Origin of the sequence: Citrobacter sp. Res13-Sevr-PEB04-36, from assembly GCF_015672735.1 — a bacterium.
In the GTDB taxonomy this organism is placed as follows: domain Bacteria; phylum Pseudomonadota; class Gammaproteobacteria; order Enterobacterales; family Enterobacteriaceae; genus Citrobacter.
Genome location: NZ_JADABY010000006.1, coordinates 92,904 through 118,862 on the forward strand (window position 1 = coordinate 92,904; position 25,959 = coordinate 118,862).

A 25,959-nucleotide genomic window follows, 5' to 3' on the forward strand; every position below is an offset into this window, starting at 1 on the left:
ACTCAAAGATGCCAGTAACTCATCGCCAGGCCTAAGAACAGCACCAGGCCCACGTAGTTGTTATTCATAAACGCTTTAAAGCAGGCATCTCGCTCGCGGTTAACGATCAGCTTCTGCTGATACACAAACAGCGCCCCCGCCACCAGCAAAGACCAGTAATAGCCCAGCGCTAGTTCGTTCAGCCAGCCCACCAGCGCCATCAGCACCAGTACGCCAACCTGCAGAAGACCAATAATCAACTTATCATTCTGACCAAACAGGATAGCGGTCGATTTAATGCCAATCTTCAGGTCATCATCCCGGTCGACCATCGCATATTGGGTGTCATAGGCCACCGCCCAAAGAATATTGGCCAGAAACATCAACCAGCAGCTCAGCGGCACCGACTCGCTCACAGCGGCAAACGCCATCGGGATAGACCAGCCAAACGCCGCGCCGAGCACCACCTGCGGCAGGTGCGTATAGCGCTTCATGAAGGGATATACCCACGCCAACGCCAATGCGGCAATCGACAACAAAATAGTCATCGTGTTGAGCGTCAGAACCAGCAGGAAAGCGAGCAGCACCAGCACAACAAACAACGTGCGGGCTTCTTTCTCCGTCACCGCGCCGCTTGGCAGCGGTCGATTCGCGGTGCGTTTGACGTGCCCGTCAAATTTGCGGTCAGCATAATCATTCACCACGCATCCGGCGGCGCGCATTAACCAGACGCCTGCGACAAACACCGCCAGGATCCATAACTGCGGTACCCCTGGGGTCGCCACCCACAGCGCCCATAGCGTTGGCCAGAGCAGCAGTAAGGCACCGATTGGCTTATCCGTACGCATCAAGCGGTGAAACGCCAGCAGCTTATTCTGCGTCAGACTCCACTCCATCTTTATCTTCCTCTCAGTACAACGGCGATGCAGGTAAAAAAAGCTCGGTAAGCATCAGCGGCTTACCGCTTAGCCGCAGTCGGGAACGACGCCCCCACAGCCCTGCATCGCGGCCAATCTCAATAAAATCTCGGGTCAATGTCGATGACGTAAACAGGTAGCGCCCGAGCGGGGTTTTCCCCAGATTCTGCAAGGCCAGTTCAGGGCCACACAATGTGGATTCCGGCACCACGGTACGCCCGGCAAGCCAGGGCTCACCATCCGCACAGAGCAGGATTTCACGTAACCAATAGCGGGATTCTGTTGGCAGCAGCGTCAGTTCTTCAGCCACCTCATTTTGCCCAACAAATCCTTCTCGTATCAACGTTACGCTGACCTGCTTTCCCTGCTGCTCAAAACGTTGGGTCATGGAGTCTTCCAGTAACAACCAGTCAAGCAGTTGGGGGTCCAGCGTCGGGATCGCATCAAAATAACGCAGCGCACGCAGTTGCGTTAACGCAGGGTGTGGCATGCCTTACTCTCCGATTTATCACGTTCAGGCATTGTATCGCAGAAAAGACATTACGGGGTGAGCAAACATGATTAAGTGATCGGCAGAGCAACATAAGTGTAACAAGTAGCATGGAAGGATAAAAAAAGGTGCGCCAGGAGACGCACCAGTTGTTGCAAAATCAGCAATGTGGGGAGACGGTTACCCCTTGCCTTTTACACTGCTGATAAAGGTGGAACGGGCAGATTTGGATCCCAGACGTTCAGCTTCATCAAGCAGCTTCAGCGCTTTATCGACATCGCCTTTCGCCACAGCATCCTTAATCGCCTGGTTAAAATAGCTTTCCGTGTCGTTCAGCATCGGCTCGCTTTTCTGCGGCGCAGGCGTTGCGACCGGGGCAGCTGCCACCGCAGCCGGAGCCGCATAGGCCGCTGCCGGTGCGGCAGTGTTGCCCACCGTCACCGGTCCCGGACCTGAAGAGCCAAACAGCGGCCCGACCAGCACGCTGGAGGATGAGCTGGTTTTAACTTTCAGTTTCAGCAGGCCATCGGTGGTATGACGGGCGATCGGATCTGGAATATCCGGTACGGCGTTACCCACGCCCTTGGCATAGGCTTTTGCCGGGTCAAGCAGAGTCGTGGTCTGCTGGAGGTCTTTCTCGGTGGTGAAGACCAGAACATAGAGCTTCTGCTGGCCAAGCGCTGGCGTCAGGCGCATCACCCCTTCCAGACGATCCGCGCTCATCACGCCGGGCTCCTGGTAGGTGAAATAGCTGCTGGGGAAGAAGGCAGATGGCGTCATGTTCTGATCAAGAATCAGTACGTTTGGCGCAAAGACGCTGGTTTGTTTGTTCACTTCACTGGAGAGCGTCAGGGTCAGCTCACCAATATTGGCCGGTACGCTATAGGCGGCAACCGGACCGCTAATTCCCGCCACATCCAGACGCTGACCGGCGGTCGCAAGCTGTGTGGACTGTACCTTGGATTGATCAACAGGCGTCCAGGCTAATTGTTGCAGTGCGGAAGTGGGGATCGTGGGTGCGCCGGTGGTGTTCTGCGGCACAAAATTCACATCGGCCAGGCTGATGCCAGGCGCACTGGCAAATAACCCTGCAGATAAACAAAGGGCAACGAGACTTTTCTTCATTTTCATTGTTATCACCTCAGATAGCATGGGTTCAGCGGTGGCCAGGCAATAGCGCGCTAAACCTTCAGTAAGAGGGGCTTGCGCCCCTCTTTCGGTCTTTACGTCAGATTAATGCCGGATTACCACCAGATTTCCATCTGGGCACCAAAGGACCACTCGTCGCTGTCGCCACGGCTGGTGGTGCTGAGACCAGAGTTGGTTGCTGCCGCAAATTTGGTTACGTCGTTACCATTTTTGACGTAGCCCCATTCTTCATCCCATTTGGCATAAGTTGCGAAGACACGGATTGCCGGACGAGACCAGATGCTGTCGCCCGCCTGCCATTGTTGCGCCAGGGTAATTTTGTACTGGCTGTTGCGATCGCCAGTCTGCTGCGATTTGACGTTGTCGTAGCCGACTTCCATCAGGGTGCTCATGATCGGCGTCCATTTGTACATCGGACGGATACCTACGGTGTACCATTCGGTACCCAGGTCGTTATCCATGTCGAGGTTTTGGTACATACCGACATACATCAGGTCCCATTTGTCGCCCAGCGAGATAGCACCGTGGTCCAGCACGCGGAACAGGCTACCGTTGTTATTAGTGAAGTTATTGGCGACATTTGAAGTAGAGCCGTCTGGATTGGTAATTGTTCCAGTAGAAGAACCGTAAGAGCCCTGGTTCAGGCCTTTGCCCTGCGTGGTCATAGAGTCTGTCGCGTACTGAACAACAAACTTGTTATAGCCTTTCAGCATGCTCTGAGTATGTTCGGCGGTGAACATCCAGCCATCTTTTGATGCACCGTCTGCCAGGCTGTAGTCATCGGTGGTGTTAGCACGACCGTAGTCCACACCCAGTTCCAGCATACCGTCCGGGTTAATCGCCATTTGCGCTAAACGCACGTCAAACACGTCGTTGGCGGTGTCTTTGGTACGGTCATAAATATTCTGGCTGCTGAACGCGTAAGAGCCGCCCGCTTCCTGAGAACGGGTCGCTGCCAGCGCCAGTTTACCGAAGCCCAGATCGATATTTTCAATACCGGCACCAGGACCTGAAATATCCCAGTAGTAGAAGTCGATCATGTGGACGTCATGACGCTGATAGAAGCGCTTACCGGCCCAGATGGTGGAACCTGGCAGCCATTCAATCAGGTTTTTACCCTGCACGTTTGCTTCACGGAATGCCGGGTCAGTTCCTTCCCAGTCATTCTGCTGTGCGACGGAGTAGGCGACGTTGGTATCGAAGTAGAAGCTCTTATCGCCCTCTTTCCACACTTCCTGGCCCAGTTTAATTTCCGCATAGGTTTCACATTCGTTACCAAGACGGTATTTACTTTGTGCACCGGTTGCCTGGAAACACTGTTGTTCGCCGCCACTACCCGTCCAGCCGATACCGGAACGAGCATAACCATGAAAATCCACAGCCATTGCCTGAACAGACATAATGCCTGCTGCTACAGCAACCGCCAGAGGGAGTTTGCGCAGAGTAATCATCGTTCTATCTCCTGAGATCATTGCTTTTCTTTGAACGCTTCACCTTGACGGATTTGCGTTTTTTTTAATGGGACACCTTAAACGCCCGGCTCTTGATGCAACCGACGACATGCAGTGCCATCTTCACGGAACAGATGGCAACGCTCTGGCGGCAGGCCGATAGCGAATGTGGCACCCTCTTCTACCAACACCACGTCATTCTGGCGGTACACCAGGTTTTGACGGATGGCGGGGATCTGGATATGAATTTGCGTTTCGTGACCCAACTGCTCGACCACCTGAACTTCACCTTCGAGAGTGACGTCAGCGATATCGCTGGGCAGCAGATGTTCCGGGCGAATACCTAAGGACATGTTGGCGCCAACCTGCACAGCACGGCTTTCTACCGGGAGCCAGATTTGCTGGCGGTTAGGTAATTCAACCTGCACCTGATCGATTGCGGTTGCGGTGACTTTTACCGGCAGGAAGTTCATCTTCGGTGAACCAATAAAGCCCGCCACAAAGCGGTCCGCCGGGTAGTGATACAGCTCCAGCGGCTTGCCGACCTGCGCGACGCGGCCTGCATCCAGCACCACGATTTTGTCGGCCAGCGTCATCGCCTCGACCTGATCGTGGGTGACGTAAATCATCGTGCGACCCAGACGTTTATGCAGGCGGGAGATTTCAATGCGCATCTGCACACGCAGTGCCGCATCAAGGTTAGAAAGTGGTTCATCGAGCAGGAACACGCGCGGTTCGGCCACCAGCGTACGGCCAATCGCCACACGCTGGCGCTGACCGCCAGAGAGCGCTTTTGGCTTACGTTCGAGCAGGTGTGCCAGTTGCAGGACTTCAGCAACCTGATTCACACGCTGGTTCATGACGTCTTTTTTTGCACCGGCCAGTTTGAGGCCGAAGGACATGTTCTCGGCGACGGATAAATGGGGATACAGCGCGTAGGACTGGAAAACCATGCCCACGCCGCGTTCGGCGGGCGGGATGTCGTTCATTCGGGTGTCCCCGATAAACAGGTCGCCGCTGGTGATGGTTTCTAACCCGGCGATCATACGCAGCAAGGTCGACTTACCGCAGCCTGACGGTCCGACAAATACCACGAACTCTCCTTCATGGATGTCGAGATTGATATCCTTCGATACCACCACGTCACCCCAGGCTTTCGTTACATTTCGCAGCTGTACGCTCGCCATGCCCTTCTCCCTTCGTTACAACCTGTCATCGACAGCAACATTCATCATGGGCTGACTATGCGTTATCCATTAGGAGCGTGAATCCTCCACCCCCCAGCTTTTTTATGGGGGAGGAGGCGGGAGGATGAGAGAGTCGCGTCTGAGACCCGGGCCGTACGCCGCCAAGGAATTTCGTGATGTTGTCCGCAAAAATCAGTGGGTTTTTATGTGCTCCAGCACGCATTACTCACATTTCTGTAACACAGATCACATAAAGAATGGGTGGGGCGTAGGGGTAAGGAGGATGGAAAGAGGTTGTCGTATAAAGAAACTAGATACCGTTAAGCCACCTCTGTGTATCCAAGCGCACATCACCAAAAAGGATGGGGAATATGAAAATCAAAACTGGCGCACGCATCCTCGCATTGTCTGCATTGACGACGATGATGTTTTCCGCCTCGGCTCTCGCCAAGATTGAAGAGGGCAAACTGGTTATCTGGATCAACGGCGACAAAGGCTATAACGGCCTCGCTGAAGTGGGTAAAAAATTCGAGAAAGACACCGGCATCAAAGTCACCATTGAACATCCAGATAAGCTGGAAGAAAAATTCCCGCAGGTTGCCGCGACCGGTGACGGCCCGGACATCATCTTCTGGGCGCATGACCGTTTTGGCGGCTATGCGCAATCTGGTCTGTTGGCTGAAGTTACGCCAGACAAAGCGTTCCAGGACAAACTGTTCCCATTCACCTGGGATGCCGTACGTTACAACGGTAAGCTGATCGCCTACCCGATCGCCGTTGAAGCACTGTCGCTGATTTACAACAAAGACCTCGTGCCAAATCCACCGAAAACTTGGGAAGAAATTCCGGCGCTGGATAAAGAGCTGAAGGCGAAAGGCAAATCTGCCCTGATGTTCAACCTGCAAGAACCGTACTTCACCTGGCCGCTGATTGCTGCCGACGGCGGATACGCGTTCAAGTTTGAAAACGGCAAATACGACGTCAAAGACGTGGGCGTGGACAGCGCTGGCGCGAAAGCGGGTCTGACCTTCCTGGTCGATCTGATTAAGAACAAACACATGAACGCGGATACCGACTATTCCATCGCCGAAGCAGCCTTTAACAAAGGCGATACTGCGATGACTATTAACGGTCCGTGGGCATGGTCGAACATCGATAAGAGCAAGGTGAACTACGGCGTAACGCTGCTGCCAACCTTCAAAGGCAAAGCGTCTAAACCGTTTGTCGGCGTACTGAGCGCCGGTATTAACGCCGCCAGCCCGAACAAAGAACTGGCGAAAGAGTTCCTCGAAAACTACCTGCTGACCGATCAGGGTCTGGATGAAGTGAACAAGGACAAACCGCTGGGTGCCGTCGCGCTGAAATCCTTCCAGGAAGAGTTAGCGAAAGATCCACGTATCGCGGCCACCATGGGTAACGCCGAGAAAGGCGAAATCATGCCGAACATCCCGCAGATGTCTGCATTCTGGTATGCCGTTCGTACCGCAGTGATCAACGCCGCTAGCGGTCGTCAAACCGTTGATGCTGCGCTGAAAGATGCACAAGGTCGTATCACCAAGTAATACGGTTTCCCTTATTTCTTAGGGAATCAGGTTTATTGAATACGTTGTTACACGAAATCATTCGCGCTACATCGAGGCGGCAAGGATGCAAATCCCCAGGAGCTGACAAAAGTCAGTGACTGGGGTGCGCATTCGCAGCCAACAAAGAGGTAGCGTGAAGGATAAAGTGTAAAGAGGAAGATCCCCATGGATGTCATTAAAAAGAAATACTGGTGGCAAAGCGACACGCTGAAATGGTCAGTGATGGGTCTGCTGGGTCTACTGGTGGGCTACCTTGTTGTTTTGATGTACGCTCAGGGGGAGTACCTGTTTGCCATCATGACGCTTATTTTAAGCTCTGCTGGCCTGTATATTTTCGCCAACCGTAAAGCCTATGCCTGGCGCTATGTCTATCCTGGCGTGGCTGGTATGGGGCTATTTGTTCTGTTCCCACTCATTTGCACCATTGCGATTGCCTTTACCAACTACAGCAGTACCAACCAGCTGACCTTTGAACGCGCCCAGGAAGTCCTGATGGACCGTTCTTATCAGGCGGGTAAAACCTACAACTTTGGTCTGTATCCGGCGGGTTCGGAGTGGCAACTGGCCCTCACCGACGGTGAAACAGGTAAAAATTATGTCTCCGACGCCTTTAAATTTGGCGGCGAGCAGAAACTACAACTGAAAGAAGCCGAAGCGCTGCCAGCAGGTGAACGCGCCACGCTGCGTATCATCACGCAAAACCGCCAGGCGCTGACCCAACTGACCGCCGTGCTGCCGGATGACAGCAAGGTGATTATGAGCTCGCTGCGCCAGTTCTCCGGTACGCAGCCGCTGTACACGCTTGCTGATGACGGCACGCTCACCAACAATCAGAGCGGCGTAAAATACCGTGCCAATAACGATATTGGTTACTATCAGTCACTCGCGCTAGACGGTAACTGGGGTACGGAGAAACTCAGCCCGGGCTATACCGTCGCCATCGGCTGGGATAACTTCACTCGCGTCTTTACCGATGAAGGCATTCAGAAACCGTTCTTCGCGATCTTTATCTGGACCGTCGTCTTCTCGGTGCTCACCGTCATTCTGACCGTTGCCGTCGGTATGATTCTGGCCTGTCTGGTGCAATGGGAATCGCTGAAAGGCAAAGCGATTTATCGCGTGCTGCTGATTCTGCCTTACGCCGTGCCGTCGTTTATCTCGATTCTGATTTTCAAGGGGTTATTTAACCAGAGCTTCGGTGAAATCAACATGATGTTGAGCGCGCTGTTCGGTATCAAGCCGGCCTGGTTCAGCGACCCAACCACCGCGCGTTCGATGATTATCATCGTCAACACCTGGCTGGGCTATCCGTACATGATGATCCTGTGCATGGGGCTGCTGAAGGCGATTCCTGACGATCTGTATGAAGCCTCGGCGATGGATGGCGCTGGCCCATTCCAGAACTTCTTTAAGATTACGCTGCCGTTGCTGATCAAGCCGCTAACGCCGCTGATGATCGCCAGCTTCGCCTTTAACTTTAACAACTTCGTGCTGATTCAGCTGTTGACCAACGGTGGCCCGGACCGACTCGGCACCACCACGCCAGCCGGTTATACCGACCTGCTCGTCAGCTACACCTACCGTATCGCCTTTGAAGGTGGCGGCGGTCAGGACTTTGGTCTGGCGGCGGCGATAGCCACCCTGATCTTCCTGCTGGTTGGTGCGCTGGCCATTGTGAACCTGAAAGCCACACGTATGAAGTTTGATTAATTGGAATAACCAGGCGTCATTGGCGCGGGCAGTTTGAGCTCGGCCAGCGCGGAAGAACCGGAGCGTACACGTAGTACGTGAGGATTCTGAGCACTGCCCGAGTTCAAAATGGCAAGCAAAATAGCCTGGAGCGGTATCAAGGGGAGTAAAAATATTATGGCTATGGTTCAACCCAAATCTCAGAAGTTACGTTTATTCGCAACGCACTTAGGTCTGCTGATTTTCATTGCGGCGATTATGTTCCCGCTGCTGATGGTCATTGCCATCTCGCTGCGTGAAGGTAACTTCGCCACCGGCAGCCTGATCCCGGAAAATATCTCCTGGGAGCACTGGAAACTGGCGCTGGGCTTTAGCGTGGAACACGCGGATGGCCGCGTGACGCCGCCACCGTTCCCGGTACTGCTGTGGCTGTGGAACTCGGTGAAAGTGGCCACCATTACCGCGATCGGTATCGTGACCCTCTCCACCACCTGTGCTTACGCCTTCGCCCGCATGCGCTTCCCGGGTAAAGCCACGTTGCTGAAAGGCATGCTGATTTTCCAGATGTTCCCGGCGGTGCTGTCTCTGGTGGCGTTATATGCCTTGTTTGACCGTCTGGGCCAGTACATTCCGTTTATCGGGCTGAACACCCACGGTGGCGTGATTTTCGCCTACCTCGGCGGCATTGCGCTGCACGTCTGGACGATCAAGGGTTATTTCGAAACCATCGACGGTTCGCTGGAAGAAGCGGCCGCGCTGGATGGCGCAACGCCGTGGCAGGCATTCCGCCTGGTGCTGTTGCCGTTGTCGGTGCCGATTCTGGCGGTGGTGTTCATTCTGTCGTTCATCGCCGCGATTACCGAAGTCCCGGTCGCCTCACTGCTATTGCGTGATGTGAACAGCTATACCCTGGCAGTCGGTATGCAGCAGTATCTCAATCCACAGAACTATTTGTGGGGCGACTTTGCCGCTGCAGCCGTGCTTTCTGCTATCCCGATCACCCTGGTGTTCCTGCTGGCCCAGCGCTGGCTGGTTAACGGCCTGACGGCAGGCGGTGTGAAAGGCTAAGTTTCATCGATGTACCCGCCCGGCAACGGGCATGCCACTGCAACCCTCAACTTATGTTATCCCAACCTGTGACTGTTTTTCGGCGCTCTACGGAGCGCCCTTTTTTTATGTAATTTTGCATTGCGGTTACGATTATTTTCTTTCGTGCTCGCCATCACTGCAATTTTATTTCTCGCCTGAGCAGACATTAATTAAACAGAGTGAAGATCACAGAAAAGACAAAACATAATTGCAATGTAAAAAATGATAATTGTCATACCTGCCTGTTAAATCCACCATCACAACACTGATAAAAAGAGCTGTATCTTCTAAGGCAGGTCTGAATGAACACCCAATATAATTCCAGTTATATTTTTTCGATTACATTAGTTGCCACATTAGGAGGACTGTTATTCGGTTATGACACCGCCGTCATCTCAGGCACGGTCGAATCCTTAAATACGGTTTTTGTCGTTCCACAACACTTAAATGAATCTGCTGCCAACTCCCTGTTGGGCTTCTGCGTCGCCAGTGCGCTGATTGGCTGTATCATCGGCGGTGCGTTGGGCGGCTATTGCAGTAACCGCTTTGGTCGTCGCGATTCACTAAAAATCGCCGCGATCCTGTTCTTTATTTCCGGTATCGGTTCCGCATGGCCGGAATTAGGTTTTACCCCTATTAACCCCGATAACGCCGTCCCCGTCTATTTAGCCGGATATGTCCCTGAATTTGTTATTTATCGCATTATTGGTGGTATCGGCGTCGGTTTAGCCTCCATGCTCTCACCAATGTATATTGCAGAACTGGCCCCGGCGCATATTCGTGGAAAACTGGTTTCCTTTAACCAGTTCGCGATTATTTTCGGGCAACTGCTGGTGTACTGCGTGAACTATTTTATTGCCCGATCCGGCGATGCCAGCTGGTTAAATACCGACGGCTGGCGTTATATGTTTGCCTCTGAAAGTATTCCCGCCCTGCTGTTTTTAATACTTTTATATACCGTACCGGAAAGCCCACGCTGGCTGATGGCACGCGGCAGACACGAGCAGGCGGAAGGTATTCTGCGCAAGATTATGGGCAGCAATCTTGCTACCCAGGCGATGCAGGAGATCAATCAGTCGCTGGAGCACGGTCGCAAAACAGGCGGGCGTCTGCTGATGTTTGGCACAGCGGTCATCGTCATCGGCGTTATGTTGTCAATCTTCCAGCAGTTCGTCGGCATCAATGTCGTGCTGTACTACGCGCCGGAAGTTTTTAAAACCCTGGGCGCCAGCACCGACGTCGCGCTGTTGCAGACCATCATCGTGGGCGTAATCAACCTGAGCTTCACCGTGTTGGCGATCATGACGGTCGATAAATTTGGCCGCAAACCGCTGCAAATTATTGGCGCGCTGGGTATGGCCATCGGCATGTTCAGCCTCGGTACCGCGTTTTATACCCAGGCTTCTGGTCTGGTGGCGCTGCTGTCGATGCTGTTTTACGTTGCCGCATTCGCCATGTCCTGGGGCCCGGTGTGCTGGGTACTGCTGGCAGAGATTTTCCCCAACGCGATCCGTGGCAAAGCGCTCGCCATTGCGGTGGCCGCCCAGTGGCTGGCAAACTACTTCGTCTCCTGGACCTTCCCGATGATGGACAAAAATTCGTGGCTGGTTGCCCATTTCCACAACGGTTTCTCCTACTGGATTTACGGTTGTATGGGCATTCTGGCGGCGCTGTTTATGTGGAAATTCGTACCGGAAACCAAAGGCAAAACGCTGGAAGAACTTGAAGAGCTGTGGGAACCCACAGCAGAGAAAGCGAAACCTGCGTCTGCGCAGTAATCAACGAGAACAACACGCCGCAGCCCATGCGGCGCGTTGTTGTTTACTCACGCTTCAGCCGTTTGGAATTACACAGCCACAGCGTGATCACCAGCAGCAGGATCGCTGCGGAATAGATCAGCACGTCCATGGGGGCTTTATGATCGACGATGATCAACCGCACAATCGCCGTGATCCCGATATAAACAAAGTAGCGCAGCGGAAAGTGAAAACCTGACTGAAAGTACTTCACAATCAGCGCAATAAATTCAAAGTAGAGAAAGTAAACCACCAACCCTTCCACCAGCTCATATTTGCTGGTTTGTTCCGGCGCGAACAGCACATCCGCCAGATGCAGCGTCTCTTTGCCGAGGAATACCACCAGGATCAGTCCCAGACTCAGCAGCCCAAGGTTCAACACAGTCTGTAACATCGTGGAGATAAACTCCACGCGCGGACGAGATATCGGCGTCATAGCAGCCCCTCTTGCTCAATGGCGAAGTTCCTGTATAACGCAAAAATGTGACGGAGATCTACATTTTTTGTTTATGTTTTGTGCCGTTCAATAATAGTGCAACAATGATCCCGCCTCTAACATCTTGAACGGAATATAAAATGCTTAAGATTCAAATGGCAACTGCTGATGATGCCAGCCTGTTAAGTTCAATGGGATATACCAGCTATCGACATCATTTTTCACATCTGTGGAAAAAAAACCACGAGCTTGACGCTTATCTTGAGCAAGAGTATTCCCTACCCGCGATCGCCCACAGTTTAGCCGAGGTCGGGACCTTCTGGCTTATCGCCTTTAATGACGAGCCGATTGGTTTTGCGAAATACAGTCTACAACAATCTATTGATCCAGAAGGCCAACCAGGAACGCTACTGCATAAGATCTACCTGATGCCAGGAGAAACCGGTAAGCAGTATGGCGAGCAACTATTTGCCGAAGTTGTCCGCCAGGCCAAAGCGCAAAATGAACAACGGCTCTGGCTTGACGTACTGGCTGAAAATCCCCGTGCGCGGCAGTTTTATGAGCAGCAAGGTATGATATTTGTGAAAGAAATCGCTTTCACTACCGACTCCCAGACCAGCGTTTTGTACGTCATGGAAAAACAGCTTTAAAAGGATGAATATGGTGAATACTCGTCAATCCGCTGTCCGCAACGTTACCGCCGGTGAGAACGTGGTGATTTATGAACCCGCCAATCTCTACGACTGCACATTGGGTGACAACGTTTTTGTCGGGCCATTTGTTGAAATCCAGGGTAATACGCAGATTGGTGCAGACAGCAAAATTCAGTCGCACACCTTCATCTGCGAATATGTCACCCTTGGCGCCCGCTGTTTTATCGGCCATGGCGTGATGTTCGCCAACGATATGTTTCGTGAAGGAAAACCCAACGCCGACCGCAACAGTTGGGGACGAATTATAATTGGCGATGATGTTTCGATCGGCAGTGGCGCGACCATTCTGGCGGTCACTATCTGCGATGGCGCGGTCATCGGTGCGGGAAGTGTGGTGACCAAATCGATCACCGAGAAAGGCGTGTATGCGGGAAATCCGGCAAAATTATTGCGCCGTCTGTAAATTGCCTGATGACGGCGTAAATGGCTTATCCGGCCTGCAATGTAGGTACGGATAAGCGTAGAGACATCCGACTGGCAGACGGCTCGATCAACGGAAATTCACGCTGCGATCGCTGGTCATATCGTACAAACCAAACTTACGCCCAAGCTGCTGACCACCGTCGCGCGTCAACGGCGTCCAGCCAATTGCCGCACGGCTGCGGGTTGGTCCCGAAGAGAAGAGATCCAGCGGCACGGAGACATACACGCCTTTGGTGAAATCACCTTCCCCATACTCATCCGGTGATGCATCGGTGAGGGTTGCATAACCGCCAACCACCACGCCGCTGTCAAAGCGTTTGGCGATTTCCAGGGTTCCGCCTTTATCGCCCGCCAGGTACTGCCCCACGCTGGCTTTCACCAATACATCCTGGGCAAACGACGGATTCCAGTACGCTGTCAGATGTCCGGTTTTCACGCTGTAGTCGGTGAATTTCATCATATCCTGCGCGCTACGCCAGTCACGCTGCTTCACATAGTTGGCGTCAACGCCAAACGCCCAGTTGCTGTCCAGCGGACGGTACAGCACTTCAGCCCCCGCGCCGCCAAACATGGTTTCCAGATAGCCACCGTACACCTGTCCGTAAAACCCGTTGCCGAGTGACTGGAAGTAGTTGGCCTGCAGGTTATTCACATACACATCGTTCTGCACGTAGTCACGGACGTGAGTACGGACCCGCGGCAAATGCGAATCGCTGGGCGGATTAGTGTAGTTAAACTTGTCGTAGTTATTGGCCAGGTTAGCAAACAGGCTGCCGGTCGTGAGCAGATGGTCTGTCACCCACAGATCTGCCGTTCCCATGACGCCCAGCTGATACATATAGAAGTTTTCCGGGCCGCCCACGGACTGATTGAGCACCGGATCGATATGAAAATCAAAGCGTGATTTATCGATATACCAGCCCTGCTCGGTGGTCTGCGGCACCACGGGCTCCACGCGCTTTTGCACCAGCGGTGTTTCATGGCCCAGCGGCTCGCCTTGCAGATGATCCTGCAGACTCGCAACATCTGTTTCGGTGGTGACCTGCGGTAAATTCAGGCGATTTTCCGTAATACGGATCGTACGGATCCCGTCGGGGAGGGAGTTCATTACGATCCGATTTGCCCGCTCGATCCCTTCCCTCGAATCACGGTATTTCACCTGTTCGCCGGTCACATACAGCGTATCGCCCTGCACCTGAATTTTAGGATCCGCCAGCCCGGCGTTGTATTTCAGTAGCGTGAGCTGATTTGCCACCACCGAATGTTGCAGGATGGCATCCTGCGGCTGGGGCTGATATTGCGGTCGCGCGTTGTCGTTATACGTTGGTCGAAGATCGTTGAAGTTCGTGCGTAGCGTGACGCCAAACATAAAGGTATTGCCACGCTCGTAGCTGAGGTTAACGTCGGCCCAATCGGTGACGCGGTAAATGGCGCCGACGTTAAACTTGCTCTTCTGATCCAGCTTGCCGGCAAAATCCTGCTGGTAGTTGTTACCCTCATATTCCAGCTTCAGGCGCAGCGGCTGCCAGGGCGTCTGGTATTCCACGCCGCCAAACAGTGACGCAGGGCCGTGGAACATCTGGCTACCGTCGATGGAGCCCGCCTGTTTATAGCTGTTATCGCGATAACAGAATTTATCGCTGTACGAGCACAGCGGATTACTCACATTGCCGCTGGTACCAAGATATCCCCAGCCGAGGCCAAGCGAGAAATCAAACGGCCCCCAGGCTTTGTTGGCCACGATGTATTCCGCATCAAACAGACCGGTTCCGCCGATATCCCGTGCGCCAACCGCGACCTGCGGCATCCAGTAGCTCTCTTCCCATAATCGCAATTTGAGATCGAACGCTTTGTCTTTATAGGTCTGATCGCCCGAAAATGACTCCACGCTGCTGTATTTTTTGGTGCGCACATCGGTATAACGCAGGGTCGTTTCCAGCCACGGGAACAGTTGCACCGACGCGGAATAGTAGCGGTACTGATCGTTATCGCGGTAGTTGAGGCTCATTTCCCCTTCACGCGCCATCCGCGCGGTTGGCGTTTGCAGCAGCCCCACGCCGCCAAAGTCAGACTGGGAAGGCCCAATCGGCGCAGGGTACGTTTCACCGTGGCAGGCCGTGCTGATACCCAGCGCCAGCAGGCTGAGCAGATAAGTTTTTCTCATTATTCAGGTATCCGCTGGGTCAGAGTGCGAAGAATGTCGGCATTGATTTGATCCGGGGCGCGGCTCCAGACAGAGTCAGACAGCCCAACAAAAATGATGCTGCCGGGCATCGGCTCAACGTGACGTTTATTCCAGTAAGCGACCGGTACTTTTTGCGTGCGCCCATCGGGATAGACCACCCACGCATAGCTGCGATCTGCACCGCTCAGCAGGCTTTTCCCGGCGAGATAGCTGGCAATATCACGCCCGGGCACAAACGGTTGTTTACCCGGATGATTGATCGCACCAAACAGGGTGATTTCCGTTGGCTGCGGTCCAACCCACAGCGTGTAGTTGCCCTGCAACGGCGGATTCCCCTGTTCACTCACCCGCACCGCGTCCGGGTCGAGATTCACCCGCTGTCTGCCGGTTACCTTCAGGGTCTGAATTTGCTGGCGTAGCGTGTTGATAGCGGCTGCATCGTCGCCGCCTTCTTCTGCACTCAGCGCCGCCAGCCGTCCCAACAGCGCCTGTTGCCGGCGCTGCGCCGTAACCGTCGCCAGCTCTTCCCCAATCACCGCCGCTGGCCACCAGCTATTCGCCAGCGTTGGTTGACCCACCAGATCGATAAGATGCTCCGCGCCGGTTAGCGTTTTCGGTTCTGCACTGCCTGAGGTGATCACTTTTACCGTTCCTGCGGCAAAAACAGATGCCGCACAAAGGCTGAAAGCCAGCGCGGTAATCATTCGTTTCATCATGATTTTGCCGCCTTGATCAGCGTGGTTTTCACCAGGAAATAATTCGCCCCCAGATACTGCTCTGACTGGCGAATCATCCCATCACTGTCAACCCAGTAGCGGTTATGCCAGCGAGTCCGATCGGTGGTGACTTCTTCACTCAGCACGCGTACCGGGGTGTCTTCGCTGGCAACCCGAATGCTGTCAGTGCCGTCCCATGTGAAGACTGAACGGGCGGTGGCGTAGCGCACCTGCTTATGCTCGGTCCAGCCCATCGTGCGGGTCCAGGTGACGCCATCAACAATCTGGTTTGGTTTGATAAGCGGGTCTGCCGCCAGATTATTCACCGCAATCAGGTTGTCGCCGCCGAGCAGCGTTTTCACCAGACGCCCGTGTTGCGTCACAAGCATGGCCTGGTCCTGGGTGACCCATTTCTGTTGCCCGTTTTCGGCGAAAGCGAGCACTACAAACAGCTGCGGACCGCCGTTAAGCTGCATGTACTGGCTGGCGTAGGGCATGTTGTGGATATCGTCATCCGTCATCTGTACGCCGGGAGTACCAAACACGCTTTGCCACAGCGAATGACCCAGCCCTTCGGTGGTGGCTGAACACGCCTGTAATAACAGACAAACCAATATGAGCGTGGGTCGCTTCAAGACGCTTCTCCAGAGGGGCAAAATAACCACACCGAAGTGTGGTTAGAATTAATCCCCGTCATTCTTCACGTTGCAGATGCGTTAGCTACGTTCACTCACCCCGGTCACATAGCTATCTATGCTCCCGGGGACTCACTCACTTGCCGCCTTCCTGCAACGCGAATTATTTAGGGGCTACGTACCGGTATTACTGGGTACTGGTGGTCGTGGTGGTGGTGGTTCCGGTATTCGAACCATCGCCACCGCCGGTTGCCGCCAGGGCGACCCCCACCGCGGAGCTTACGGCGCTCACGCTGGTTGCGGAGGAACTTCCTGCCGAAACCGACGCGGCTGCCGACCCTGCCGCCTCCCCCACCTGAACGGGGGCTGCATAGACAGAAGTCGTCGCAAGCGCAGATATAGCCAACAGGCCATACAGTACTTTTTTCATCACAATATCCCTTCATGGTATGAATGGAGATTTACCCAAAAGAATTTCGGGCGAGATCGAGTATACACAACCGAAAGTGTGTAAATTACGCCACGCAGGAATTTAAGATAATTAGAAAAAAGCGGGAATTAATATTATTTAAAATATCTAAATCAATATAAATCAATCACATGAAATAAATCAATAAATAATACAACATCCGTAAAATCTGAAAATCACGGTGTTAAATATAACGTGATAATATTATTTTAGGATTAAGCTCAATTCAATTTCATGTCACGAAGAAGACAAGATGAGTTATCTTATAAAAAAAGCCGATAATAATATCGGCTTTTTTTATAAGTAATCAGCAAATTCATTCGAATTGCAGCAAGGCGGCAAGATCGTTAATCCCCGGGAGCATAGATTACTATGTGACCGGGGTTAACGAACGCAGCCAACACCGCTGCGGTTCGAAGGAAGAAGCTGATTAACGCCAGGACTTATAACGGTTAATCAAACCGTTGGTCGAGCAATCATGGCTGTTAATCTCTTGATCATCGTTCAACTCAGGCAGAATGCGGTTCGCCAGCTGTTTGCCCAGCTCTACGCCCCACTGGTCGAAGGTGAAGATGTTCAGGATAACGCCCTGAGTAAAGATTTTATGCTCATACAGCGCAATCAGCGCACCCAGGCTGTACGGGGTGATTTCACGCAGCAGAATAGAGTTCGTCGGACGGTTGCCTTCGAACACTTTGAACGGCACAACGTGGTCAAGCTGGGCCGGATCTTTACCCTGGTCGCGGTATTCTTGTTCAACCACTTCACGAGACTTGCCAAACGCCAGCGCTTCGGTCTGGGCGAAGAAGTTAGACAGCAACTTCGGATGGTGGTCAGACAGCGGGTTATGCGTGATAGCCGGGGCGATAAAATCGCACGGCACCATTTTGGTCCCCTGGTGGATCAACTGATAGAACGCATGCTGACCGTTGGTCCCCGGCTCACCCCAGATAATTGGGCCAGTCTGGTAATCCACCGCATTGCCGTTACGGTCAACGTATTTACCGTTGGATTCCATGTTGCCCTGCTGGAAGTAGGCCGCAAAGCGGTGCATATACTGGTCGTACGGCAGGATGGCTTCGGTTTCGGCACCAAAGAAGTTGTTGTACCAGATACCGATCAGCGCCAGCAGTACCGGCAGGTTTTTCTCCGCTGGGGTAGTGGAGAAATGTTTATCCATGGCGTGCGCGCCGGACAGCAGTTCAACGAAGTTGTCGTAGCCCACGGACAGGATGATCGACAGACCAATCGCTGACCACAGGGAATAACGACCGCCAACCCAGTCCCAGAACTCGAACATGTTGGCCGTATCGATACCGAACTCACCGACTGCTTTCGCATTGGTGGACAGCGCCGCGAAGTGTTTCGCCACGTGTTTTTCATCACCGGCGGTCGCCAGGAACCAGTCGCGCGCGCTATGGGCGTTGGTCATGGTTTCCTGGGTGGTGAAGGTTTTTGAGGCGACCAGGAACAGCGTGGTTTCCGGGTTCACTTTCTTCAGTACTTCAGCGATGTGCGTACCATCGACGTTAGACACAAAGTGCATATTCAGGTGATTTTTGTACGGACGCAGCGCTTCGGTCACCATGAACGGACCGAGGTCGGAGCCACCGATACCGATGTTCACCACATCCGTAATCGCTTTGCCGGTGTAGCCTTTCCAGCTGCCGGAGATAATCGCTTCAGAGAAGGATTTCATCTTCTCCAGCACCGCATTCACTTCCGGCATCACATCTTTGCCGTCCACGATGATCGGGGTATTGCTACGGTTGCGCAGCGCCACATGCAGCACTGCACGATCTTCCGTACGGTTGATCTTCTCACCGGAGAACATGGACTTGATAGCACCGCTCAGGTCGGTCTCTTTTGCCAGGTCCTGCAGTTTCGCCAGCGTTTCTTCGGTGATGCGGTTTTTGGAAAAATCCACCAGCATCAAATCGTCAAACGTTGCGGAAAACTTGGCGAAACGATCGCTATCTTTCGCGAACAGGTCCGCGATCGTAACGTCTTTCATCTCTTCAAAGTGTTTTTGTAGTGCCTGCCAGGCTGAGGTCTGCGTTGGATTGATGTTTTTCATTAGCAATACTCTTCTGATTTTGAGAATTGTGACTGAGATCGATTGTAACGCCAGTCACAGAAAAGTGTGATTGTTTTAGTGCCGTTGTCCTGGCGTCCATCAAACAGGGGTAAAAAGTATAGATGTTATAAGCGCTGTTACTGAGCGTAAACGCAGCATGAAAAATCCGCATAATCCCAGCATTGACAGTACAGGCCATGCCTTTTATTTATATACATAAAGTCATTCGATATGCGTCAAGGCGGCAAACCTGAGAATCCACAGGAGCTTACTGAAGTAAGTGACTGTTGTGAGCAGGTACAGCCAACGAAGAGGCAGATCGAAGGACGAAATGTAATACGGTATTTGCGCCTGCACCGGTTTCCATTCTGCCTTATGTGCCATGGTCGCTCTATTCATTCCCTGACACGAGGTAGTTATGACTGATGTAGTTGTCTCCAAATTTGGCGGAACCAGCGTCGCGGATTTCGACGCCATGAACCGCAGCGCTGATGTGGTGCTTTCCGATGCTAACGTCCGTTTAGTGGTGCTTTCCGCGTCAGCGGGAATTACTAACCTGCTGGTCGCGCTGGCTGAAGGGCTGGAGGCAACTGAACGCTTCGAGAAACTCGACGCTATTCGTCAGATCCAGTTCGATATTCTGGAGCGTTTGCGTTATCCCAACGTGATCCGCGAAGAGATCGAACGTCTGCTGGAAAATATCACCACGCTGGCAGAAGCGGCTTCGCTGGCGACCTCAACCGCGCTGACAGACGAACTGGTCAGCCACGGCGAACTGATGTCCACCCTGCTGTTTGTCGAAATCCTGCGCGAGCGTAATGTTCAGGCGCAGTGGTTTGACGTGCGTAAAGTCATGCGTACCAACGATCGTTTTGGTCGCGCCGAACCGGATGTCGTAGCGCTGTCTGAACTGGCCACGCTGCAGCTGGCACCACGCCTTGAAGAAGGTCTGGTGATCACCCAGGGCTTTATCGGCAGCGAAAGCAAAGGCCGCACTACTACGCTGGGACGCGGCGGTAGCGACTATACCGCCGCTTTGCTGGCAGAAGCCCTGCACGCCACACGCGTCGATATCTGGACCGATGTACCGGGCATTTACACCACCGACCCGCGCGTGGTGCCAGCCGCAAAACGCATTGATGAAATTGCCTTTGAAGAGGCCGCAGAACTGGCGACCTTCGGTGCCAAAGTCCTGCACCCGGCGACGTTGCTCCCTGCCGTGCGTAGCGATATTCCGGTGTTTGTCGGCTCCAGCAAAGACCCCAAAGCAGGCGGCACGCTGGTATGTAATAAAACCGAGAATCCACCACTGTTTCGTGCCCTGGCGCTGCGTCGCAAGCAAACGCTGCTGACGCTGCATAGCCTGAATATGCTGCACTCTCGCGGGTTTTTAGCGGAAGTGTTCGGCATCCTGGCGCGCCACAATATCTCGGTGGATTTGATTACCACATCCGAAGTCAGCGTCGCACTGACGCTGGATACCACCGGTTCAACGTCCACCGGAGATACTCTGCTGACGCAATCCCTGCTGATGGAGCTGTCTGCGCTGTGCCGGGTCGAGGTAGAAGAAGGTCTGGCATTGGTCGCCCTGATCGGGAACGACCTGTCTAAAGCCTGTGGCGTAGGAAAAGAGGTGTTCGGCGTGCTGGAACCGTTCAATATCCGCATGATTTGCTACGGTGCATCCAGCCATAACCTGTGCTTCCTGGTGCCGGGCACCGAAGCCGAGCAGGTCGTACAGAAACTGCATCATAATTTGTTTGAGTAATATCCGCCGGAATGCCGGATACGGCGAAACACCTTATCGGGCCTACATATTCCCCGTAGGCCCGATAAGCGGCAATGCCGTCGGGCAACACAGTCATGACATCACAGTCTCATATAACAGTCGGTCCAGTTCCCTGACGTCGCCCTCCCGGCTATCCGGAAGAACTGGCGGGATCTCGCCTCGCGCCAGCTCCGCGCAGATAAACGCATGCAGCAGCGGGCGACGCAGTCCATATTCCGCTTCCCCTGCCCGCTGTTTGCGTTCCAGCAGATCGTCTATCTCCCGACGCAGTGGCGCATCCAGCTCGCTCCCCGCCAACAGTTCGGCAAAGCGCATGGGTGGCACGCCTTTTCCCGCTTCGACCCAACGTACGGCCAGCAACGGACGCAGCACGTAGAAGTATTTTTTTAGTCGCACTTCATCGCCTTGCAGATAGCCACGGAAGTTTTTTCGCGCCATCGAATAGTAGTGCCAGCGGGCACGCACAGGCGAAAACCATTTTGGCACCAGCGCTTTCAACGCAGACACCGTCGCGTCATCCTGGTGATAAACCACTGGCGAATCCAGCCACTCGATAAGCGTCGGGTTAGCCCCTTTCAGCAGACCCAGCGCTTTACGCCACTCCCAGCCACACACGTCCAGTTCATCGTCTATGGGCAGTTCAATAACATCGCGCGGCGCTTCCACCCGCAGATACCATTCTGGCGGATGAACGTATAGAAATCGCACGTCGTAATCACTGTCCGGGGAAGCGAATCCCCAGCCACGGCTGCCGGATTCACAGGCGTATAGCACCTTCACGCCATAGCGCTGTTCCACCTTTTTTAGCTGGCGCACTACCCGTTCACGCATCGCGGCGTTCACTCCGTTATTGCTCATTTTACTTATCCTTTTATATTCACCAGACCGTGCAGAACCTGGTCCAGACCGCCAAATACCGAGATTTTATCGATACGCTCCGCCACTCTTTCGAGGGTTTCCAGCTCTTTTAAACGCAGCGCCACCGGGTTGTTTTCCATTACTTTCGCCGTGTTCAACAGCGAGCGCGTGGCGGCCGTTTCTTCACGTCGACGGATGACGTTAGCCTGTGCCGATTTTTCGGCCTCCACCAGCTGCGACAGGATGGTTTTCATATCGCCTGGCAGCACGATATCTTTCACGCCCAGCGAAGCGACCTCAATGCCAAACGGTGTCATGCGGTTTTTCACCTGCGTGCTGACCACGTCGTCAATCACCTGCTTATCTTCCAGCAGTTCATCCAGCGTTCGGGTACCAACCGCCTCACGCAGCGCAAACTGCAGCTCGCGATACAAGTGATCCAGCGGTTTTGTCAGCTGGCCAAACGCCTGTAACACGCCGCTGTAACGCCAGTTCGCCGCCAGATTCAGACGCAGGTTGACCTTATCTTTGGTCAGGATCTCCTGCCCACCGACCTCCAGTACCTGCAAGCGGGTATCAACGACTTCCGCTTCCACCAGATGATTCACCTTCCAGTACGCACTCAGACCCGGCGGCAACAGCGTCTGCGTCTCGCCATCAATTTTCAGCACACCGACGTGCCAGGCCGGAACCTGCACCGTTAAGATCGCGTCACGACCTTTTACCGCACCGCTACGGCGTGGCTGTAACACGGCATTCATCACGTCCGTTGGGACCTGAACCTGACGCGTATCCATGCGTACCAGCGTTAGCGCCTCCTCGGCTCGCCAGTACAGACGACGGGTTGAAGGCGGTAAAATTTCCTGCAAGACGCCGTTCACATACAGCGCACCGGCTTCGGTATCGGTTAAATCGGCCGCCACACAGTACTGTTCCACCCACGCAGGCTGGAAGCGACGCAAATACTCCGCCAGCGCCTCAGGAACATCGCTGCCATCGGCATTTACCACCAGAACATCCGGCGTGTTAAACCACGGCAAACGGTGTTCACCTGCATTCAGCACCTTGTAGTAGTCACCCTGGCGGGATAACAGGCCAAGCTGGCCTTTACGAATAGTGATTTTCTTCATCATTTTTTATTCCTTATTGTGAGTCAGGCGCGGGTGCAGGGGCGAAGCGGCAGGGGAATTCCCTTTTGCCTGCCGCACGGCGTCATTACCGGCAGCCTGTTTTTGGGCGGTGCTGACTGCGCACGAACCCGTTTTATTTCTATGATTAACAACCAGTTTTCATTTGGAGGATGAAATTGGGAATCGAACCCACTTGGTGGTCATCGGCTGACGGAACACCCCGGGAAAACAGCCTGTGCCGTTCCTGACGTGCCGGCGAGGTTTAATCCCCTGCGTTTTCAGCGTTGTTGACGTATCAGGTATTGCCAGAAGCGTGCCAGAAAGAAAAATCATCAAATTTATTTTTTAGTGCATTGATTAATATAATTTTTATTTTTCACGTTCAGATTGGCGATTGCCGTCGCGAACAGATTTTTTTATCTTTAAATATCGATATTTATCTTTATGGATAAAAAATGAAAAAGCGGCGAGTGGTGATTGGCGTTCTGGGCACGGTGCTGGATAAGCGCGGTAAACGGGCGAATCGGTTGAAGAAATGGCGCCCTACGGTTGGACTGTGCCAGCAGGCTGATTTCCCCATCGACAGACTGGAACTGCTCCACCAGCCGCGCGACGAAAGCATGGCACAGCGGCTGATTGAAGATATCGCCCTGCTCTCTCCTCATACCGAGGTGCGCCCGCATGCAGTGACCATTAACGACCCGTGGGATTTTGAAGAGGTTTACGCCGCGTTCCTCGACTTCGCCACCCACTACACATTTGATACTGAAAACGAAGAGTATCTGGTGCATATCACCACCGGTACGCACGTGGCGCAGATTTGTTGGTTCCTGCTGACGGAAGCACGCTATCTGCCAGCCAGCCTTTTGCAATCCAGCCCGGCACCACGGGGGGCATCTGATGAGGCCATCGCCGCAGGCGTCTGCTCGGTTATCGATCTCGATTTAAGCCGCTATACCACGCTGACCAGCCGCTTTCAGCGTGAACAGCAGCAATCGGTCTCATTCCTGAAAGCCGGTATTGATACCCGTAATGCCACGTTCAATATGCTCATCGACCGTATTGAGCGTGTGGCGCTGCGCTCGACCGATCCGATTCTGCTGACCGGTCCCACCGGCGCGGGGAAATCGTTCCTCGCCAAACGGATTTTTCAGCTACGCCAGTCACGCCATCTGGTGGCCGGTAAACTGGTAGCGGTTAACTGCGCCACCCTGCGCGGCGACAACGCGATGTCGACGTTATTTGGCCACGTCAAAGGGGCGTTTACCGGTGCACTCACGCCACGCACCGGGCTGTTGCGCGAGGCCGACGGTGGCGTGTTATTTCTCGATGAGATCGCCGAACTGGGGCTGGACGAGCAGGCTATGTTGCTGAAAGCGATTGAAGAAAAACCTTTTTTCCGTTTGGTGCCGACAAAGAGGTGTACAGCGATTTCCAGCTAATTGCCGGGACGCATCGCGATATGCAGCAATGGGTGGTGGAAGGTCGTTTTCGTGAAGATCTCTACGCGCGCATCAATATGTGGCGCTTTGCCCTGCCCGGTCTGGCGCAGCGGCGGGAAGATATCGCCCCCAACATTGAGTATGAGCTACAACGATTCTCCAGCCTCAAACAGGCGCAGACTCGCTTTGATAAAGAGGCGCGCGAGCGCTATCTGGCTTTTGCCTGTTCACCAAAGGCGCAGTGGCACGGCAACTTTCGCGAGCTGAGTTCATCCGTTGCACGCATGGCGACGCTGGCCGAACAGGGGCGCATCACGCTCGCGCTGGTCGAAGAGGAGATAGCGTTGCTGCAGGAAAGCTGGCAGCTCACCGATTCACAACCGGAATTCGATCTGGACATTGACCTGTTTGATAAGCGTCAGTTAGAAACGGTGATCGACGTCTGCCAACGCAGCGCATCGTTGTCTGAAGCGGGCCGCGAGCTGTTTGCCGTTTCCCGGCTGAAGAAAGCCAATCCTAACGACGCCGACCGCCTGCGCAAATATCTGGCCCGTTTTGGACTGAGCTGGGAAAGCCTTCACTGCGGAACATGAACATAATTTGTTTGAATAATATTCCATCACGCGATAAACAATAACTATAGCCGGGCTCGATCCCGGCTTGTTTATAACAACACAACACATTTCAATCGCAAGGAATACACCATGCTCGCTACTCTTACGCGGCTGTTCCCGTTATGGGCGCTGCTGCTCTCTGTTATTGCGTATTACACGCCATCCACTTTTACACCTGTCGGGCCATTCGTGCCGTCGCTGCTGATGCTGATTATGTTCGGCATGGGCGTGCACCTGAAAGTGGACGATTTTAAACGCGTCCTCTCTCGCCCTGCACCAGTCGCCGCAGGGATTTTCTTGCATTATCTGGTGATGCCGCTCGCCGCGTGGCTTCTGGCTCTGGCTTTCCATATGCCACCGGAACTGTCTGCGGGTATGGTACTGGTCGGTAGCGTCGCCAGCGGGACTGCCTCTAACGTGATGATCTATCTGGCAAAAGGTGACGTTGCGCTTTCTGTGACTATTTCATCCGTTTCAACGTTGGTGGGCGTTGTCGCCACGCCGCTGCTGACACGCCTGTATGTCGATGCACATATTCAGGTCGATGTGATGGGTATGCTGCTCAGCATCCTGCAAATTGTGGTGATCCCGATTGCTTTAGGGCTGGTTATTCATCATCTGTTCCCACGAGTTGTAAAGGCCGTGGAGCCGTATCTGCCTGCGTTTTCCATGGTGTGCATTCTGGCGATCATCAGCGCGGTGGTCGCAGGTTCCGCGTCACATATTGCGTCGGTTGGCTTTGTGGTGATTATCGCGGTGATTCTGCATAACACCATTGGTCTGCTTGGCGGTTACTGGGGTGGAAAACTGTTTGGCTTTGACGAGTCCACCTGCCGCACGTTGGCCATTGAAGTCGGGATGCAGAACTCAGGGCTGGCAGCAGCGCTGGGTAAAATCTACTTTGGGCCGTTGGCGGCACTGCCCGGCGCGCTGTTCTCCGTCTGGCATAACTTGTCTGGCTCGCTGCTGGCGGGGTACTGGTCCGGTAAGACGATTACTGAGAAACGCCACTCGGTAAAACAACACTAACCCTCATGAATGGAGGAGACATCCTCCATTTTATCCTTCCTCATTTGACACCCATCACAAAACAACAAATATCAACATAAAACAAATTCCATAACTATTCTTTTTATTTCATA

Annotated in this window: 21 protein-coding genes and 1 pseudogene; 9 read left to right on the top strand and 13 right to left on the bottom strand. The window is 53.6% G+C overall.

Features of this window, described 5'->3' with window-relative positions:
• Positions 1–2 precede the first annotated feature (2 nt).
• From ubiA to malK, 5 genes are all read right to left on the bottom strand, one after another.
• Positions 3–875, bottom strand: coding sequence for a 4-hydroxybenzoate octaprenyltransferase (ubiA, locus tag IMQ48_RS01635; protein ID WP_196207636.1), 873 nt, complete (start codon positions 873–875; stop codon positions 3–5).
• Between the two features lie 13 nt (positions 876–888).
• Positions 889–1,386 (bottom strand): chorismate lyase, encoded by a 498-nt coding sequence (gene ubiC / locus IMQ48_RS01640; protein WP_196207637.1) that lies wholly within the window; start codon positions 1,384–1,386, stop codon positions 889–891.
• Positions 1,387–1,566: 180 nt separating this feature from the next.
• On the bottom strand, positions 1,567–2,517 hold the full coding sequence (malM, locus tag IMQ48_RS01645) for a maltose operon protein MalM (RefSeq protein ID WP_196207638.1): 951 nt from the start codon (positions 2,515–2,517) through the stop codon (positions 1,567–1,569).
• A gap of 113 nt (positions 2,518–2,630) precedes the next feature.
• Positions 2,631–3,986 carry a maltoporin gene (locus IMQ48_RS01650; protein WP_196207639.1) on the bottom strand — a complete coding sequence of 452 codons (1,356 nt, stop codon included), beginning with the start codon at positions 3,984–3,986 and terminating at the stop codon, positions 2,631–2,633.
• A gap of 77 nt (positions 3,987–4,063) precedes the next feature.
• Positions 4,064–5,173 (bottom strand): maltose/maltodextrin ABC transporter ATP-binding protein MalK, encoded by a 1,110-nt coding sequence (gene malK / locus IMQ48_RS01655; RefSeq protein ID WP_096758726.1) that lies wholly within the window; start codon positions 5,171–5,173, stop codon positions 4,064–4,066.
• Positions 5,174–5,544: 371 nt separating this feature from the next.
• On the opposite strand from malK, the gene malE reads away from it, so the two are divergent.
• The 4 genes from malE (at position 5,545) to xylE (ending at position 11,312) form a co-directional block, all read left to right on the top strand.
• Complete coding sequence (gene malE / locus IMQ48_RS01660; protein WP_196207640.1) at positions 5,545–6,735, top strand: maltose/maltodextrin ABC transporter substrate-binding protein MalE; 1,191 nt, start codon at positions 5,545–5,547, stop codon at positions 6,733–6,735.
• A 186-nt stretch (positions 6,736–6,921) separates the two neighbouring features.
• The gene (gene malF / locus IMQ48_RS01665; RefSeq protein WP_196207641.1) at positions 6,922–8,466 is read left to right on the top strand and encodes a maltose ABC transporter permease MalF; all 1,545 of its coding nucleotides are present in this window, start codon (positions 6,922–6,924) and stop codon (positions 8,464–8,466) included.
• Positions 8,467–8,622: 156 nt separating this feature from the next.
• On the top strand, positions 8,623–9,513 hold the full coding sequence (malG, locus tag IMQ48_RS01670; protein ID WP_043018069.1) for a maltose ABC transporter permease MalG: 891 nt from the start codon (positions 8,623–8,625) through the stop codon (positions 9,511–9,513).
• 323 nt (positions 9,514–9,836) lie between these two features.
• Entirely contained in the window at positions 9,837–11,312 is a 1,476-nt protein-coding gene (gene xylE, locus IMQ48_RS01675; protein WP_196207642.1) for a D-xylose transporter XylE, read from the top strand.
• A 43-nt stretch (positions 11,313–11,355) separates the two neighbouring features.
• On the opposite strand, the gene psiE is transcribed toward xylE, so the two are convergent.
• Positions 11,356–11,766 (bottom strand): phosphate-starvation-inducible protein PsiE, encoded by a 411-nt coding sequence (psiE, locus tag IMQ48_RS01680; protein WP_096758732.1) that lies wholly within the window; start codon positions 11,764–11,766, stop codon positions 11,356–11,358.
• Between the two features lie 140 nt (positions 11,767–11,906).
• Between psiE and IMQ48_RS01685 the strand changes: the two genes are divergently transcribed.
• Positions 11,907–12,416 carry a GNAT family N-acetyltransferase gene (locus IMQ48_RS01685; RefSeq protein ID WP_196207643.1) on the top strand — a complete coding sequence of 170 codons (510 nt, stop codon included), beginning with the start codon at positions 11,907–11,909 and terminating at the stop codon, positions 12,414–12,416.
• Between the two features lie 10 nt (positions 12,417–12,426).
• Positions 12,427–12,882 (top strand): acyltransferase, encoded by a 456-nt coding sequence (locus tag IMQ48_RS01690; protein ID WP_196207644.1) that lies wholly within the window; start codon positions 12,427–12,429, stop codon positions 12,880–12,882.
• An 87-nt stretch (positions 12,883–12,969) separates the two neighbouring features.
• On the opposite strand, the gene IMQ48_RS01695 is transcribed toward IMQ48_RS01690, so the two are convergent.
• The 5 genes from IMQ48_RS01695 to pgi form a co-directional block, all read right to left on the bottom strand.
• Positions 12,970–15,066 (bottom strand): YjbH domain-containing protein, encoded by a 2,097-nt coding sequence (locus IMQ48_RS01695; protein WP_196207645.1) that lies wholly within the window; start codon positions 15,064–15,066, stop codon positions 12,970–12,972.
• A complete protein-coding gene (locus IMQ48_RS01700) occupies positions 15,066–15,803 on the bottom strand; it encodes a capsule biosynthesis GfcC family protein (RefSeq protein WP_196207646.1) in 738 nt (245 codons plus the stop codon). The genes IMQ48_RS01695 and IMQ48_RS01700 overlap by 1 nt, the downstream gene beginning before the upstream one ends.
• On the bottom strand, positions 15,800–16,438 hold the full coding sequence (locus IMQ48_RS01705) for a YjbF family lipoprotein (RefSeq protein ID WP_196207647.1): 639 nt from the start codon (positions 16,436–16,438) through the stop codon (positions 15,800–15,802). Before IMQ48_RS01705 ends, IMQ48_RS01700 begins: the two co-directional genes overlap by 4 nt.
• A 187-nt stretch (positions 16,439–16,625) precedes the next feature.
• Positions 16,626–16,868, bottom strand: coding sequence for an exopolysaccharide production protein YjbE (yjbE, locus tag IMQ48_RS01710; protein WP_196207648.1), 243 nt, complete (start codon positions 16,866–16,868; stop codon positions 16,626–16,628).
• Positions 16,869–17,337: 469 nt separating this feature from the next.
• Positions 17,338–18,984, bottom strand: coding sequence for a glucose-6-phosphate isomerase (gene pgi, locus IMQ48_RS01715; RefSeq protein WP_196207649.1), 1,647 nt, complete (start codon positions 18,982–18,984; stop codon positions 17,338–17,340).
• Between the two features lie 418 nt (positions 18,985–19,402).
• Here pgi and lysC point away from each other — a divergent pair, with 418 nt between their 5' ends.
• Entirely contained in the window at positions 19,403–20,752 is a 1,350-nt protein-coding gene (gene lysC / locus IMQ48_RS01720; RefSeq protein ID WP_196207650.1) for a lysine-sensitive aspartokinase 3, read from the top strand.
• Positions 20,753–20,845: 93 nt separating this feature from the next.
• On the opposite strand, the gene IMQ48_RS01725 is transcribed toward lysC, so the two are convergent.
• Together IMQ48_RS01725 and IMQ48_RS01730 are read right to left on the bottom strand one after the other, a co-directional pair.
• Positions 20,846–21,631, bottom strand: a complete 786-nt coding sequence (locus tag IMQ48_RS01725; RefSeq protein ID WP_196207651.1) for a nucleotidyltransferase domain-containing protein — start codon at positions 21,629–21,631, stop codon at positions 20,846–20,848.
• A 5-nt stretch (positions 21,632–21,636) separates the two neighbouring features.
• Complete coding sequence (locus IMQ48_RS01730; protein ID WP_196207652.1) at positions 21,637–22,764, bottom strand: slipin family protein; 1,128 nt, start codon at positions 22,762–22,764, stop codon at positions 21,637–21,639.
• Between the two features lie 452 nt (positions 22,765–23,216).
• On the opposite strand from IMQ48_RS01730, the pseudogene rtcR reads away from it, so the two are divergent.
• Both rtcR and panS read left to right on the top strand, forming a co-directional pair.
• Positions 23,217–24,796 (top strand): annotated as a pseudogene (rtcR, locus tag IMQ48_RS01735) (RNA repair transcriptional activator RtcR).
• 111 nt (positions 24,797–24,907) lie between these two features.
• On the top strand, positions 24,908–25,846 hold the full coding sequence (panS, locus tag IMQ48_RS01740; protein WP_096758742.1) for a ketopantoate/pantoate/pantothenate transporter PanS: 939 nt from the start codon (positions 24,908–24,910) through the stop codon (positions 25,844–25,846).
• Positions 25,847–25,959: the final 113 nt, after the last annotated feature.